The 16,484-nt window shown below is 44.7% G+C and carries 13 protein-coding genes; 12 read left to right on the top strand and 1 reads right to left on the bottom strand.

The window, feature by feature from the left end; all coding sequences use genetic code 11:
- Positions 1-7 precede the first annotated feature (7 nt).
- Positions 8-2,371: a TonB-dependent receptor domain-containing protein gene (locus tag C4F40_RS05655; protein WP_196938379.1), complete on the top strand. Its 2,364-nt coding sequence runs from the start codon at positions 8-10 to the stop codon at positions 2,369-2,371.
- A 40-nt stretch (positions 2,372-2,411) separates the two neighbouring features.
- Here the strand turns inward: C4F40_RS05655 and C4F40_RS05650 are convergent, their stop codons facing one another.
- Positions 2,412-2,735: an SDR family NAD(P)-dependent oxidoreductase gene (locus C4F40_RS05650; protein WP_231389935.1), complete on the bottom strand. Its 324-nt coding sequence runs from the start codon at positions 2,733-2,735 to the stop codon at positions 2,412-2,414.
- 44 nt (positions 2,736-2,779) lie between these two features.
- Here C4F40_RS05650 and C4F40_RS05645 point away from each other — a divergent pair, with 44 nt between their 5' ends.
- The 11 genes from C4F40_RS05645 to C4F40_RS05595 all read left to right on the top strand — a co-directional run bounded on the left by C4F40_RS05645 (position 2,780) and on the right by C4F40_RS05595 (position 16,471).
- Complete coding sequence (locus C4F40_RS05645; protein ID WP_196938378.1) at positions 2,780-3,346, top strand: RNA polymerase sigma factor; 567 nt, start codon at positions 2,780-2,782, stop codon at positions 3,344-3,346.
- A gap of 147 nt (positions 3,347-3,493) precedes the next feature.
- A complete protein-coding gene (locus C4F40_RS05640) occupies positions 3,494-4,636 on the top strand; it encodes a FecR family protein (RefSeq protein ID WP_196938377.1) in 1,143 nt (380 codons plus the stop codon).
- A gap of 201 nt (positions 4,637-4,837) precedes the next feature.
- Complete coding sequence (locus tag C4F40_RS05635; RefSeq protein WP_196938376.1) at positions 4,838-8,194, top strand: SusC/RagA family TonB-linked outer membrane protein; 3,357 nt, start codon at positions 4,838-4,840, stop codon at positions 8,192-8,194.
- 22 nt (positions 8,195-8,216) lie between these two features.
- Entirely contained in the window at positions 8,217-9,974 is a 1,758-nt protein-coding gene (locus tag C4F40_RS05630; protein WP_196938375.1) for a RagB/SusD family nutrient uptake outer membrane protein, read from the top strand.
- Between the two features lie 11 nt (positions 9,975-9,985).
- Positions 9,986-11,611, top strand: a complete 1,626-nt coding sequence (locus C4F40_RS05625; RefSeq protein ID WP_196938374.1) for an arylsulfatase — start codon at positions 9,986-9,988, stop codon at positions 11,609-11,611.
- Positions 11,612-11,802: 191 nt separating this feature from the next.
- A complete protein-coding gene (locus tag C4F40_RS05620) occupies positions 11,803-12,471 on the top strand; it encodes a MarR family winged helix-turn-helix transcriptional regulator (protein WP_196938373.1) in 669 nt (222 codons plus the stop codon).
- A gap of 15 nt (positions 12,472-12,486) precedes the next feature.
- The gene (locus C4F40_RS05615) at positions 12,487-13,977 is read left to right on the top strand and encodes a phytoene desaturase family protein (RefSeq protein ID WP_196938372.1); all 1,491 of its coding nucleotides are present in this window, start codon (positions 12,487-12,489) and stop codon (positions 13,975-13,977) included.
- Entirely contained in the window at positions 13,974-14,810 is an 837-nt protein-coding gene (locus tag C4F40_RS05610) for a phytoene/squalene synthase family protein (RefSeq protein ID WP_196938371.1), read from the top strand. The genes C4F40_RS05615 and C4F40_RS05610 overlap by 4 nt, the downstream gene beginning before the upstream one ends.
- Positions 14,811-14,815: 5 nt before the next feature.
- Positions 14,816-15,274 (top strand): SRPBCC family protein, encoded by a 459-nt coding sequence (locus tag C4F40_RS05605; protein ID WP_196938370.1) that lies wholly within the window; start codon positions 14,816-14,818, stop codon positions 15,272-15,274.
- A 4-nt stretch (positions 15,275-15,278) separates the two neighbouring features.
- Complete coding sequence (locus C4F40_RS05600; RefSeq protein WP_196938369.1) at positions 15,279-15,743, top strand: sterol desaturase family protein; 465 nt, start codon at positions 15,279-15,281, stop codon at positions 15,741-15,743.
- Positions 15,744-15,763: 20 nt separating this feature from the next.
- On the top strand, positions 15,764-16,471 hold the full coding sequence (locus C4F40_RS05595; protein ID WP_196938368.1) for a lycopene cyclase domain-containing protein: 708 nt from the start codon (positions 15,764-15,766) through the stop codon (positions 16,469-16,471).
- The last annotated feature ends 13 nt before the right edge of the window (positions 16,472-16,484 follow it).

Below are 16,484 nucleotides of genomic sequence, written 5' to 3'. Positions count from 1 at the left end.
TTTATACATGAGTGCGAAATACGTGTTTTTATTGGCGTTATCTTTTTTTATACATACGGCATTGACTGCGCAAGTATCCTTATCTGGAAAAGTATTGACAGAGGAGGGGAATGCGTTGGGTGATGCCAGCATAAGTTTATTATCTATACCGGATTCGTTGGTCTACGCTCAACAGAAAACGGATCAGCGGGGGAATTTCAGCTTTCGGGTGGATAGGCCGGGAACCTATAAACTGCACTACAAGATATTGGGGTTTGAGCCGCATCTGAGTGCTGATCTTGATTTGAAAGCAGGAGAGGGGCTCCATACGGCAGTACCGGTCATCTTACGGGCTGCAGGGCAGGAAATTGAAGCGGTGAGCGTGGTGGGTAAACAGCCTGGAATTAGACAGTATGTAGATAAGATGGTGGTCGACGTGGAAGGTACGGTTCTGAGCGAGGGAAATAACCTGTTGGAACTACTGGAGAAAACTCCGGGCGTATTGGCCGATGGAAAAGGTAATTTTTCGATTCAAGGCCGCGCAGGGGCACGGGTAATTATTGATGGTCGGGATACCTATCTTTCGGGCGAACAGTTGGCCAGCATGCTCCGGGGTATGCAGGCCAGCGATGTAGCAAAGCTGGAATTGATGAGTAATCCATCGACCCGGGAGGACGCTGCGGGAACCGCGGGGATCATTAACATAGTGACCAAACGCAACAAAAAATTAGGTTTTGGCGGCGACGTGTTCGTTAGGGGCTCGCGGTCGCGTGGTTCGCAAGGGGTCGCAGGCGGCGGAATTCATTACCGGGTCAATAGCCTGGATATGTACATAAATGGGTCGCTCGGCTATGAGCAATCAAAAGATAGTTCGGCAATCGAGCGCGAATTTTATACGGATGGTAGCGTCACAATGGTACAGCGGCAAAAGGAACAGAAACGGCTTGATCCGGGACGATACCACAGCCTGCGCACAGGAGCAAGCTATACCTTTGATGACGGTGGAGTGTTGGATGCCAGTTTCCACTGGATGAGAGGCCGCTTCATTAGCGCAGCAGATATAAACATGTGGATAGACGACCGTACGCATGTGGACATGGAGCGGGCTACGACAAATAATCGCTTTGACGAAATGTATAACAACTTGACTTTTAATATAAACTATGTCAATAAATACGAAGGAGAAGACCATTTTCTAAAAATAAACCTAGACTATGCGCCACATACAAATGAATATGACAATATTTTTCAGACGAATTTCTTTGAGAGGGAGGGAACAGACCGCGGTAACACAGCACGTACGAATAAACAAGCATTGAGTAATACGACCTATGCCGGTAGGTTGGATTATAGCGCGCCTTTAGGAGACGCAGGAAAACTGGAATTGGGATGGAAGGCTACGTATTTTTTTATAAATAATGACGTTGCCAATGACACGCTGCAGGATAACAGTTGGGTGCGTGATTATACGACTTCTAATCGTTTTCAGTATACGCAACATATTGAAGCGCTCTATTTTATATTCTCCGGTAAGCTGCAGAAGCTGGAGTACCAGGTTGGGCTGCGGGGAGAATATACCTTTATCAAGGCTGAACAGATGACGCTTCAAGAAACAAATAGGCAACGTTATATGCATATTTTCCCAAATGCGTCGGCTACTTATCACCTCAATGAACAACACCTGTTTCGTGCTTCGGTAAGCAGTAGAATCGAACGTCCGGGAGATCACGACATTAATGCTTTTAGGATATACGAGGATGCATATAGTTATATAGAAGGAAACCCAAACCTTCAACCTGAACGGAGCTATATCGCTGAGCTGGGACACGGATTTAGGAATAAATTGTTTACTACGGTGAGCATGAGCTACGGCCTGAATGTAATAAATTGGGTGAGCCGGGTGGGAAGCCTGCCCGCTGAAAATTTGACAAGGCCGGAAAATATAGGCCGTTATCGGAACTATAGTGCCAGCATGATGTACAACAACAGCTTTAGTTCGTGGTGGACCGCCAGCCATTACCTCAATGGTTTTTATAATAGCTATAGCGGAGCGATAAATGATATTACGTTAGACAATAGCGGTAGCAGCTGGTCTGCAAATAGCAAGCATACGCTTCACTTTGCCCGGGGGCTGAGGGGCGAGGCTTCGGCATACTATAACTCGGGCGTAACGACCGGAGCAAGACGTTCCGATCGGCGATATGGGCTAGATCTCGCTGCAGAGAAAAAGATGTGGAAAGATCGCGCTATGGTAAAAATTGCGGCCACTGGACTGATACGAAATGCAAACCCCAGATATACGAGTCAATACGGCGACCTCATTGTATACCATTCGGATTTTCCGGACAATCGAAAAATAATTGTTTCCGTTAGCTATCGGTTTGGCGAATAATTGCCCGGCAAGACGAGCGTAAGCCACTTCCCAAAGAAACTCAGATAAAGATTGCCCTGCAGGCAGCTCCTGCCGGTTTGCTCACATCACTTTGAAAAGTATGCACGTTGGGAAACTGCTTTCTGGCTTCGTCCAAAGCGTCCTGTTTACGCCCTGTAACAATTACTTTCGCCCCGATTTCGGTGAGTTGTTTAACAAATTCCAGCCTGATGCCGCTGGTTCCGCCCGTGATGAGGATGGTACTATTTTTTAAATCCATTTTTATGATTTTTTGTTGAAACAAAGTTCGATAGAAATCTAAAAACAGATGTAGCCAAAAGTCGGAATGTTGTAGTGAAAAGGGATTAAGATCTGTAATTTTCAAATTTATTTTTTATGTTTGCCTTAACATAATGGCAAATTGTATTCATGCCCGATTATAAATCTCAGACTTCGCTAAATTTCTTATCCCGCAATCAAAAACAGGATGAACATGCTTTTAATGCGTTTTATGAAGCGCATTGGGAGTACGTATTTGAGCAGGCCTTTATACGATGCCGGCAATATGACATAGCAGAAAATATTACCCAGGATATTTTTGTGGCATTATGGGATCAGATGGATGAAATATGCATCGACAACGTGCGGGGCTATCTCTACACAGCAGTTAAAAACAGGGTGTTGAAATGGTTTGAGAAAGAAAAGCGTTACGTGCCCATAGCTGAGCTTTTAGTCGAATTCCGCGCTTCGACGGAATATAGTGATGCCCCGTTACTGGATAAAGAACTGGTTGAAATAGCCGAAGCGCTGATCAGCTCCTTAGGTACCAGACAGCAGACCATCTATAGAATGCGGTACGAACAGGAAATGGATACGGCAGAAATAGCAAAACAGCTGAACATGAACCGCAAAACAGTCCAAAACCAGTTGAGTTTAGCACTTGCACAGTTACGCTCTTCGCTCACATTGGTACTCATTATCAGCAAATTTCTATAATCTATACTCTAATTTTTCGATTGCTCCAGATCTCGAAATAATATAGGTTGTTGATACAGCGGGCGTTAGATATTAATTCAAAAAAAATAAAAAACATTCGGGAAAAGGTGGTCTTAGCCGGTCTTATTCATGTAAACCTCAATGATCATGGATAAGAAAACCTTTTTAGAAATTCTCGCGAAATATCGCAGCGGTAAAGCAACATCCGAAGAACAGCATTTTTTGGATGTGTATTATCGGCTATTCGAAAAGGATGAGGATGTGCTAAAACAACTGACGGAAAAAGATCGTACGATGTTGAAGAATAGAATCAAACAAGGTATCGACAAGCACCGTACGAAGAAGATACCTGCGCGTAAGATGGTGCCAAGCTGGTATTATGCTGCTGCAGTGGCGCTTGTGGTGGGTTGTGCGCTATGGTTTTATATGCCCAACGCTGTGGAGCAATATCCTACAATAACGCAACGCGATAGCATTGTACCTGGAGGGAATAGCGCGACTTTAACGCTGGAAGATGGAAAGGAGATTGCGTTGAGCGATATTCACGATGGTATTGTTGTCGGCGATTCCATTAAATACGAAGATGGGCAATTAGTCAGCTCGGTAAAGGAGGGGCAAATGCTCACTTTACAGACGCCACGGGGTGGGCAGTATCAGATCACATTGCCGGATGGAACGCGGGTATGGCTGAATGCCGCATCCTCATTACGCTATCCCGCCCAGTTCGGCAACAAGGAGCGTCGCGTATATCTGGAAGGCGAAGCCTATTTTGATGTAACGAAAATGGTGTTGCCCGATGTTAAGGGCACTGGGGCTAATGTGCCATTCCTCGTGCAATCGCACGGGCAGACGGTCGAAGTGTTGGGAACCCAATTTAACATTTCGGCTTATTCGGACGATAAAGCAACACGCACTACCCTTGTCGAAGGTCAGGTAAATGTGGCGTTAAGTAATACAGGTAGTACAAACGACGACGTATCTCGCTCCCTACGCCCTGGACAGCAATCCTTGCTTCAAAACAATGGGCTGCAAGTCAATAATGTCAATGTAAGGCAATTTACAGCATGGAAGGAGGGGAAGTTCGTCTTTGAGGAAGAACCCTTGGAAAATATCTTGAAAACACTGGCACGTTGGTACGACGTAGAAATCGTCTATCAGGGCGATCGATCGTACGGCACGTTTACCGGATCGGTTGGTCGATATGAGCATATATCTGGAATCCTCGACAAGATCGGCTTTACGCAGGCGGTGAAGTTTGAGATAGTGGGAAGGAGGGTAATCGTGATGTAAAAAAGCTCACCTGTAAAGGAGAGCCAACAAAAAGGCGGAAGTGCTTGAGACCCCTTCCGCCGATAGATTTGGCCAATTCCTTTTTAAAATTTGTGTAAAACTAAAACTACGAATAAACCAAACACTACAAAGTTAATGATTATAAACTATACTCAGGTAGTATGCTGTAATACATCAATCTACCGGCAAATATGGAAAGTGATGCGCATAACAGTATTCTTATTAACTGTGCTAATGATGCAGGTTTCTGCAGAATCAATGGCACAGATCACGATAAATAAAAAAAGCACTCCGTTACGAGAGATCGTGAAGGTGCTGAGCGAGCAAAGCGGTTTTGATTTTGTATATGCGGATCAAGACTTGAAGCAAGCCCGCCCGGTAAGTGTGAAATTATCTAACGCTAGCTTGGAGCACGCCCTAGCGGTATGCTTTGCTGGGCAGCCGCTCGATTACGCGGTTCGGAACCGGACCGTACTGGTTCGGCCTAAGACCACGGCAAAAAAAGCAAACCTAAATACACTTCATGCGGTCACGGAACCGATAGCGACACGTCAAATCGGCCTCAGCGGACGGGTGCTTGATGAAAAAGGGCTGCCTTTGGAAGGGGCTACAGTCTCGCTCAAAAATTTTTCCATGGCGACGCAAACAGACGCCGATGGAAATTTTATGATCGAGATACCAGCTAACGGACGAATATTGGTATTCTCTCTTGTGGGCTTTGAACCGCAGGAGGTTACGATCAATGGGCGGTCTAAGCTGGAAATTACGATGCGACCTGCTGTCAATGATCTGGAAGAGGCGGTGGTCGTGGGATACGGTACGCAAAAAAAGAGCGACCTCACCGGGGCGATTTCACGTATTGATGCGCGCGATTTCGAAACGCAATCGGCCACCAACCTGAGCGAATTCCTCAGCGGTACGGTAGCCGGTATTGCCAGCAGCCAGTCAACCGGAGCCGGAGGCGGTGCATCGCTAGAAGTACGGGGCGCTAATTCCATTACCGCAGGGACAAGTCCACTGATCGTATTGGATGGAGTAATCTACAACGGTGCTTTACAGGATATTAACCCGTTTGATATTGCCACCATTGATGTGTTACAAGACGCTAGCTCTGCAGCAGTATACGGTTCGAGGGCTGCTTCCGGCGTCATCATTGTGACGACCAAACGGGGTACAAGTGATGTGCCGACGGTAACGGTATCCTCGATGTGGGGCCTTGCCTCGACATCCAACGATTACAAGCCTTTCGATGCTGCAGGTTATCTGCGATTTAGGGAAGATTTGATGCAGCAAATGGCACCACGTGATGCGGAAGGCTATTATATGAATCCGGATCAGCTACCAGCCAATGTATCGCTGGAGCAATGGAGAGGCTACAGCAATAATGTCGATGACGATAACACGGTGGAGTGGTTGAAAAGGCTGCGCCTTAACAGTACGGAAATCGAAGGATTTCAACAAGGCCGCATTATCGATTGGTACGACAAGCGGATGCAGCAGGGGCTGAGGCATAATTCTGATATAGCACTTTCCGGAAAAGGATCTAGAGTGAACTACTACTTGTCTACAGGCTATACCGATAATGAAGGAATTATTTACGGCGATCGGATCAAGACCTGGCGAACACGTTTAAACCTGGAGGGTGATGTGGCAAACTTTTTCAAAGTTGGAATGAATGCACAGTTTGCGAGCTCAGACAACAGTTCGGTACCAGCCGGCGGAATAAACCGCTTAAGTCCGTATGGCCGATTTGACGACGAGGATGGCATGTTGGTCAGGTTCCCGCAGGAAGATCCGTCATTTCCAAACGAATTCTTAGATGCATATTACAAGGATCAATACGTTAAAAATAATCGCCTGTTTGCCACGTTCTATGCCGAATTGAAGTTGCCCTTCGGTATCAAATACCGAGCATCATTTCAGAACCGCTTGGTGACTGAAAAAAATTATAATTTTTGGCCGTCGACTACCATGGAGGGCGGGATTAGACGCCAAAATGGATATGGAAATCGATCGGATGAACATTCATACGAATGGATGTTGGACAATATCTTGACATGGTCGCAACGGTTTAATAAACATGCGGTCGATTTTACGTTCTTAATCAATGCAGAAAAGTTACAGATACAACAGTCCTTCCAGGAAAATGAGAACTTTGGTCCCAATGAAAATCTGTCTTGGCACGGACTACAGTACGGCGCAAACCCCTCTATCAATAATAATGACCGGGTACGCACGGGTGATGCGCTAATGGCGCGGATGAACTACAATTATGACGAACGTTATCTCTTCACCTTTTCGTGGCGTAGGGACGGATTCTCGGCATTTGGTCAAAATCACCCGAGGGGTTTCTTTCCATCTGCCGCATTTGCCTGGAGATTGTCGCAGGAACAATTTTTCAATGTTGCTTGGGTAGATGATCTGAAGATGCGTTTTTCCTGGGGAGTAAATGGTAACAGGGATGTACCTACCTATGCGGCTCTTTCTAATCTATCCCGCAATCCATATTTCGATGGCACGAATGTCGTGGTCGGCTTGACAAATAGCTCGATGGCGAACCCCAACTTGAAATGGGAGGGGACCGAAGCGTACAATATCGGCGTAGACTTAACTGCTTTTGAAAGAAAGCTTACGGTAACGTTAGACGCTTATCAAGGAACAACATACGACTTGTTACTAGACCGTAGGCTACCTCGGATAATTGGCTACGAATCGGTAACAACCAATTTGGGAGAACTCTTCAATAGAGGCATAAATGCAACGGTGGAAGGGCAGTTGGTGAAGAAGGAAAATCTAACCTGGCGCAGTAGTCTGGTGTTTTCACTGAACCGTAACCGTATAAACCGCCTTTGGGGAGATATGATCGAGGAGGAAGTGAATGGGCAGACGGTAACAAGAGAGGTACCCGATTACGCTAATGGCTATTTTCCGGGAGAGGCGCTGGATCGCGTGTGGGATTACCGCATACAGGGCATATGGCAGGAGGAAGAAGCGGATGCAGCTGGGCAATATGGAATGCGACCGGGAGAATACCGTGTGGAAGATGTTAATGCAGATGGCGCATACCGACAGTTTGATGATAAACAGTTTATAGGTTGGCGCCAACCACGATACACGCTGGGCTGGCGTAATGATTTTAATTTCTTAACATATTTTGATCTCAACATCTTCGTTCGTGCCGATTTGGGACACATCGGTGAGCGCGGTGATTTTAATCACTCGAGCTCAAATATCTATGACCGGGCCAATACACTGGATATCCCATATTGGACAGCAGAAAATAGATCGAATACACATCCGCGTCTTAATGTGAATTACCGGCTGTTTGAAGGCGGAATAAATATGTACGAGTCCCGCAGTTTTCTACGGCTGCAGGATGCTGCGATAGGCTATCGCATGCCGCAACAAATATTGGAGAAAGTATCTGTAAACCAGCTTAGATTTTTTGCGAGTGCACGCAATTTGCTCACCTGGAGCAAGTGGTCTGGCTGGGATCCCGAATCACAAAATAGTCCAATGCCTCGGATTTTTACACTCGGACTCAATGCATCGTTTTAGTTTATCTCTTAGTATTAATAAAATGAAAAAAAGAATTTTATATAGTATAGTTGTGTTGATAAGCGGCAGCGCAGTTATCTCATGTTCCAAAGAATGGCTGAAACCGGAACCGCTATCGTTTTACGCGCCTGAAAACCTGCTGATTAACAAAGAAGGATTTGAATCTATGCTGGTTACCGCGCGGAAGAATCTCCGAAATTCGTTTTACGGGGAGCTAAACACCGTGGTGTCAGAATCTATTTTTACCGAATTGGGCGTAGCTGGGCCATTGAATGACAATGGTATACGGAATATGAACCTACAGCTCACGCCCAATGCGGACGGAAACTACTACGTGCTCGATAATTTTCAATGGGCGTACAGACCGATACGTGTCGTAAACAGCCTCGTGTCCCGAATCGATGATATCACTTGGAGCAGCGAACAGGATCGGAATGAAATTTTAGCGGAAGCTTACTTTCACCGGGCATATTGGTATTATTTACTGGTCAATCAATTTGGTGATGTACCGTATATCGACAAGGAATTGCTGGAAGCGAAGCTCGACTTTTTTACGCATTCCCGTTGGACGATCTTGGATCGTATGCAACAGGAAATGGAATTTGCGGTACAGTGGCTTCCTGAACAGATGCGGCAAGGAGTGCCAAGTCGATCGGCAGGTAAACATTTGCTGACGAAGATATATCTTGCGAATAGAGCGTATGAAAAGGCGGTCGATATGGCTGCTGATGTAATCGCGAAGCATCCACTGATGCGCGAACGGTTCGGACCTGAAGTTGAAGCTGCTCCATCGCGCAACTTGTTCTGGGATTTACACCGTCCGGTAAACGTACATAACGCCGCTAATACCGAAACTATCTTGGGTGTATTGGATAGAAATGATTTACCGGATGAGGTGCGTACAGGTGGTCTCCATACGATGCGCAATTACCACCCTGCGTGGTGGAACGCCCGCGTATTGGATAGCAGGGCAGCACGGGGTACGCTAGATCGCGGCGCAACCTATGATTCGCTTGGCCGCGGTAATTCTAATCTTCGGCCTTCTAATTATTACCTTTATGAGGTGTGGAAAGATGACAACGACCTGAGACGAAAGGATGGTAATTGGGTACTACAAGAAGAACTGCTTTACAATAACCCTGCATCACGGGATTTCGGTAAGCCCATTGATCCCCGTAACTTTGCTGCAATTGTAGACACCTTCCAACATTATCACTCTTTTCCGTTTTATAAAACGTTTGTGCCGCAAGCGACAACGGATCAGCCGCCAAATGGAGGACAGGGGGACTATTATGTGTACCGCTCTGCGGAGACCTATTTATTACGTGCCGAGGCGTATTACTGGCTTGGGAGAATGGACCTGTCTGCTGCAGATCTTAATAGCATAAGACGCCGGGCGGATGCGGGTGAAATTGCCGCTGGCGATGTCACAATAGAATTTATACTGGACGAACGGGCACGTGAGCTCTTTGCAGAAGAGCACCGCAAATCAGAATTGGTGCGGATTTCGTATATTATGGCGGCCGAAGGGCGTAATGGTTACTCGTTGGACGAATTCAGCGAGCGGAATTTTTGGTACGACAGGGTGATGGCAACTAATAATTTTTATAAGGAACATTTGAGATGGGGTTCTTCTGAATGTCGGATTAGCCCATATCACGTCTTATTCCCGATCCCTGCAGACGCCATTAATACCAATACCCTGGGAATCATCAATCAGAATAAAGGGTATGCCGGAGCTGAACGCAATTTACCCCCGTTAACAGAAATTGATCATTAAACATCGAAAATATGAAACTCGCAGCTTTAGACAAACACCGTATTTCGTGGCTAAAACAATTACTATATGGATGGATACTTGCCTTTGTAATCCTATTGTCGGCAGATTCGGCTATCGGTCAGGTTTCAGGTATGGACCGTGACCGTCCAAATATCATTGTGATTTTGGTGGATGATATGGGTTATTCCGATCTCGGCTGTTATGGCAGTGAGATCAAGACACCAAACCTGGATCAGCTGGCTGCTGACGGGATTCAGTTTCGTTCGTTCTACAACGCAACACGATGTTGCCCTTCTAGAGCATCCTTGTTAACGGGTGTGTATCCGCATGAGGCTGGAATGGGAAAAATGGTAAGTGCAGCGGAGAGCAAACCCAAGCCCGGGCCATATCAGGGGTTTTTGAACAACAAGACAGTGACTTTGGCTGAAGTTTTGAAAGCGGTGGGCTATAAGACCTATATGTCTGGAAAATGGCATGTAGGCGAGCATCGGAAGCATTGGCCTTTAAAACGTGGATTTGACCGCTATTTTGGCTTGATCAGCGGAGCAAGCAGTTATTTTGAGCTGGTCGAAGAACCGCGTAGAAGGCAAATGGTACATCAAAACGACCTGTGGTTTCCGCCTGCAGACAATTTTTACATGACTGATGCATTGACGGATACGGCTGTCGCATTCCTGGAGCAGCATGAAATTGGAGAAAAAGAAGCGCCTTTCTTTTTGTACCTCGCCTACACAGCGCCACATTGGCCGTTACACGCCCTAGAGGAAGATATAGCGCGCTATGATGGCATCTATGATCAGGGATGGGAACATATTCGCACACAGCGGTACGAAAAGATGCAACGGCTCGGTATGCTGGATCAGCGTCATCAACTTTCTGCACGTACGGAAGGTATACCCAACTGGGAGGCGATAGCGGATCCGGCGGATTGGGCAGATCGGATGGAGGTTTATGCCGCGATGGTCGATCGAATGGATCAAGGTGTAGGTAAAATTATGGAAACGTTGAAGCGGCAAGGGAAGTTTGATAATACACTAATTGTCTTTCTTTCGGACAACGGAGCCAGCGCTGAAAACATTGACGGGAGAAAATTAAATGTTCCTGGAGTAAAGCCCGGACAGAGAGGGTCTTATGTGGCCTATGATGAACCTTGGGCCAACGCATCTAACACACCCTATACAATGTATAAATCGTGCACGGAGGAAGGCGGAATCATTACCCCCTTCATTGCCCACTGGCCTAAGGTTATCGCGAAAAAAGAAAATAATCGATCCAACGTCGTAGGACACGTAATAGATATTATGGCCACCTGTATCGACGTTGCAGGGGCTACATACCCCAAACAGTACCATCGACAAGAGATTACGGAACTAAGGGGTATTTCGTTGCTACCGGCTTTTAATGGAGATGATATAGCAGAAAGACCGCTCTATTGGGAGCACTTTGGCAAGTGGGCCATGAGAGACGGCTCTTGGAAATTGATTTGCGGATACCCGAAAGATGAAATCAAATTATTTAACTTGGCGGAAGACCCAGTAGAATTGCAGAATCTTAGCGCGAAGTATCCTGCTGTGGTCGAAAAAATGAGAAAAAGTTACCAAAAGTGGGCGGATGAAGTGGGGGTGGAACGTCGCTAAGCATACGCTATCCACGGAAGAAAAATACAATTATGGTTTATGCCTCCTGTCTTTTAACGGAATAAAGATAGGGGGCATTTTCTTTTCGGTATGGCTGCGGCTACTTTGTTTTTGTTAATTAAGTATATTTTTATACTTAAATAAAATTATTTAGTTTATTTTTGGACTAATTATTGCAATAAGTAGTCAAGATGAAATATAGACTGGTAAAAGATGTTATCAATTTAGTCGAACGGTTTGAAAACGAATCGATTGTAGATAAAGACGCTCCTGTAGGCATAGAGGATTTTATAGCGTGGGTGGTAGAAAATAATACAGAGTTACCCCAAAAAAATCCACAATGGGAAGGGAAAGAGAACGGCAGGAGTCCAGAAAGTGCACTAAGTACCCTGTTGGTACAGCTAAATCGGTATGCTAAGTCGTATTCTAAATCTGCTATAGCGGGTTCTGATTTTTCCACACAGGAGGAATTCATTTATTTGATTAATCTACGGGCATTTGGCGGGATGTCCAAAATGCAGCTAATCCAACGTAACATTCATGAAAAACCTTACGGTATACAGATTATTAACCGGCTATTAGCCCAGGGCTGGATAGAACAAGCTGACTCATTAGCGGATAAACGCAGTAAGATCATTTCGATTACGGAAGCGGGCAACCTGGCATTAGAGCGTCAAATGGCGAAAATAAGGCAAGCAACCAGCGTGGTGTCGGGCAACTTGAGTACATCGGAGAAGATGGAACTTATCCATCTGCTTAATAAGCTGGTTGATTTTCATCAACCTATTTACGAACAAAACTTGGGTACCAACCAATTACTGGAGGTGGCCTATCATAACCATTTAATAGACAGTAACTAAAACTATAATTTGTAGATGAAAATAGCGATTATAGGTTCGGGCTTTTCGGGTATTTCTGCAGCAGCATATGCGGCTAAAGAGGGGCATGAGGTACACGTGTATGAAAAGAACGGCAGCTTCGGGGGGAGGGCTAGGCAGTTTAAAACCGACGAGGGCTACACCTTTGATATGGGGCCTAGCTGGTATTGGATGCCTGACATTATCGACAACTTTTTTCAGGATTTTGGTAGATCTGCCGCGGATTTTTATACGTTGGTATCGCTTAATCCGCAGTTTGAGATGGTATTTGCAGACGAGGTCATTGCGCTGCCAGAAGATTACGATGAAATGAGAGCGCTGTTTGAGCGTATAGAGGCTGGTGCTGCAATTCAACTGGATCGCTTTATGACAGACGCCAAATACAAATATGAAGTGGGCATGATGGATTTCGTGAATAAGCCCTGTCACTCCTGGTTTGAATTTGTATCGCTGAAAATAGCGAAAAGTGCACTTCGGCTTGACTTGCTAAGTGATTTTAGTCAGTTTGTTCGGAAGTACTTTACCGATCCGAAATTGGTGACGCTGATGGAATTCCCAGTGATTTTCCTAGGTGCAATGCCTGATAATATCCCGGCGCTATATAGCTTGATGAATTATGGTGGGTATAAACTGGGTACCTGGTACCCCATGGGAGGTTTTGTTCGGGTTATAGAAGCTATGATGGCGGTAGCAAAAGATCTTGGTGTGGTATTTCATGCTCATGCGGAGGTACAACAAATAGTGGTTGAAGACAAGTACGCCAAAGCCATTCAAATTGGCGGAAACCAGATAGAAGTAGATGCTATCATTGCTTCATCCGACTATCACCATAGTGAGCAATTGCTGGAGCGGAAGTACCGCAACTATAATGAAAAATATTGGGAGAGCCGTACCTTTGCACCTTCTTGCCTTATTTATTATTTGGGTTTTAACCGTACTATTCCCAACCTGAAACATCATACATTGTTTTTTGAGCACGATCTGTATCAGCAGGCGAAGGAGATTTATGAAGACAAGAAGTGGCCATCTGCACCGCTTTTTTATACCTGCTGCCCTTCGAAGACAGATGCAGACGTAGCACCTGAAGGCCATGAGAATGTGTTTATGCTGATGCCGATTGCGACAGGATTGGACGATAACGAGAATAGGCGCGAAGCGTATTTTAAACAGATGATTGTACGTCTGGAAAAACATACGCATACCACAGGACTGTTAGCACAGATAACTTACAAGAAAAGCTTTTGTATAGCAGACTTTATGACCGATTATCATGCTTTTAAAGGAAATGCCTACGGTCTAGCTAATACCTTGCGGCAAACGGCGGTATTTAAACCGTCTGTACGTAACCGTAAAGTAAAAAATCTGTTTTATACCGGGCAACTCACTGTACCCGGTCCAGGTGTTCCACCGTCGATCATATCGGGCAAAATTGTAGCACATGAAGTGTGTGCATTATCACCATCTATTCATGTAAATTATAAATTATGAAGGAGTTATTCGATCAGTTATCTTTTGAGGTAAGTAAAGAGACAACAAAAAAGTATAGTACGAGCTTTTCTTTAGGTATTTTGGCCTTAAATGCGGAGATTCGACCAGCTATCTATGCGATTTACGGTTATGTGCGGTTGGCGGATGAAATTGTCGATAGTTTCCATGGTTATGATAAAGCTAAATTATTGCAACGTTTTAGGGTACAGACGCAGGAGGCTTTGGACGAACAGATTTCCTTAAACCCGATCTTAAATACTTTTCAGCATGTCGTCCACGAATATCAGATTGATCATGAACTGATCGATACGTTTCTACGAAGTATGGAAATGGATCTCCAACCAATTGCATACAACGCAGAATTGTATGATACCTATATCGTCGGATCTGCGGAAGTGGTCGGTTTAATGTGTCTGCAGGTGTTTGTGAAGGGGGATAAATCGGAATACGAACGGCTGAAACCCTACGCCATGCGCTTGGGATCTGCTTTTCAGAAAGTAAATTTCCTACGCGATCTAAAAGATGATTTTCATATATTGGGACGCACCTATTTTCCCAACGTTGACCTAAATGCATTTACCAGTGATGTTAAAATAGCTATAGAAGAAGAGATAAAAGCAGAATTTGATCTGGCATTGACTGGTATTAAAATGTTGCCAACTTCATCAAAATACGGTGTTTATTTGGCCTATCGGTATTACATATCTTTGTTTAAAAAAATAAGGTGCACATCTGCAGATACGATTGTCAATAAACGTATAAGGATAAACAACGGAAGAAAGCTGTCGTTGATGATGAGCTGTTATTTTCAGTATAAACTCGCTATGCTCTAAGATATATGAAGTATAAACTACACAGAAAGCAGCAGCTTAAGACTGATTTAGAGACGGCATGGCAGTTTTTTTCGTCGCCATACAACCTAGCTGTCCTCACACCTGCATCGATGAAATTTAAGGTACGGTCTGCGCTAGACAGTGCGTCGATCTATGAGGGAATGCAGATTGACTATAACGTGACCCCTTTATGGGGTATAACGATGGGCTGGCAGACGGAAATTACGCAGGTAGTACCCTTGCGCAGCTTCACGGATTACCAAAAAAAAGGGCCGTACAAATTATGGAATCATCAGCATGATTTTGTTGAAAATGAACACGGGGTGCTCATGACCGATACCATAGACTACGAATTGCCCTTTGGGTTATTGGGGGATTGTGTACACCGGCTGCTCGTCAAAAAGAAATTAGATTACATATTCGACCATCGGTTCAAGGTGTTGGAGGAAAAATTTAATACATAAAGATATGAACTTTTTAATCGTTATCGCTACGTTTTTACTTATGGAAGGCTTTACCTGGTGCACACATAAGTATGTAATGCACGGCTTCTTATGGTTTTTACACAGAGACCACCATGATCATGGACACGATAGCAAATTGGAAAGAAATGATTATTTCTTTGTCATTTTTGCGGTGCCGGCTTTTCTATTAATGTATTATGGATCGGTGCAGGGTTTTAACTATTGGTTTTACGTTGGACTTGGCGTGTCCCTTTATGGCTGCTCGTATTTCTTTGTACACGATATTTTCATCCATCAGCGTATTAAATTCCTTCGCGATACGCAGAATCCGTATTTGCTTGCCATAAGAAGAGCCCATAAACAGCATCACAAACATACAGGAAAGGAACAGGGGGAATGCTTTGGCTTTCTATGGGTGCCGATCAAATATTTTAAAATGTATTTTAAAGATAAAAATACTAAAATTTAGTTAGTTATGAGATTTATATCATGAAGCAATATACCTACTTACTCGTAAATTTTTTGGCAGTGGTCATCTGCTTTATTTTCTCGTTTCATCCGAAAATTAGATTCGACAAATTTTTCGTGCCGTTTATCAAGAGCGCGACACTGGTATTAGTGCCATTCATTATTTGGGATGCATGGTTTACCAAAATGGGGGTATGGTGGTTTAACGACGATTACCTGATCGGTGTACGTCTGCTCGGACTGCCCCTGGAGGAATGGCTGTTTTTTATATGTATCCCATTCTCCTGTGTTTTCACTTTCTATTGTCTGGATAAGTTTTTTAATTTGGATTGGAGGCAACAGACGGATCTGTACTTCTGCCTTGTGATCGCGGTTTCGTGCCTTGTGCTCGCTATTGTTAATCGGGATTTAATTTATCCATTCATTACGTTTCTCGTCACGGCCTTATCGCTGCTGTACCTGAAATTTATGGCCAAGGTATCATGGATCGGTAAAGCTTCATTGATCTATGCGATGCTGTTACCAGGTTTTTTTATGGTGAATGGCGTTTTAACCGGTACGGGACTGGATCAGCCCATCGTGAATTACACGACAGGCCACTATATGGGGATACGTATAGGTACCATTCCGGTAGAAGATGCCGTGTATGGGTATACCATGATTTTATGGAACGTGTTCTTTTTTAAAAAGTTTGCCCGGGACACGTTTAGTGAACCGGCTTTAACTTGATGTGATTACCGAA

The sequence above is a fragment of the Sphingobacterium pedocola genome, assembly GCF_015209965.1.
Lineage (GTDB): Bacteria > Bacteroidota > Bacteroidia > Sphingobacteriales > Sphingobacteriaceae > Sphingobacterium > Sphingobacterium pedocola.
Note: the sequence above shows the minus strand (reverse complement) of the source record. Positions and strands in the feature narration are given on the sequence as shown.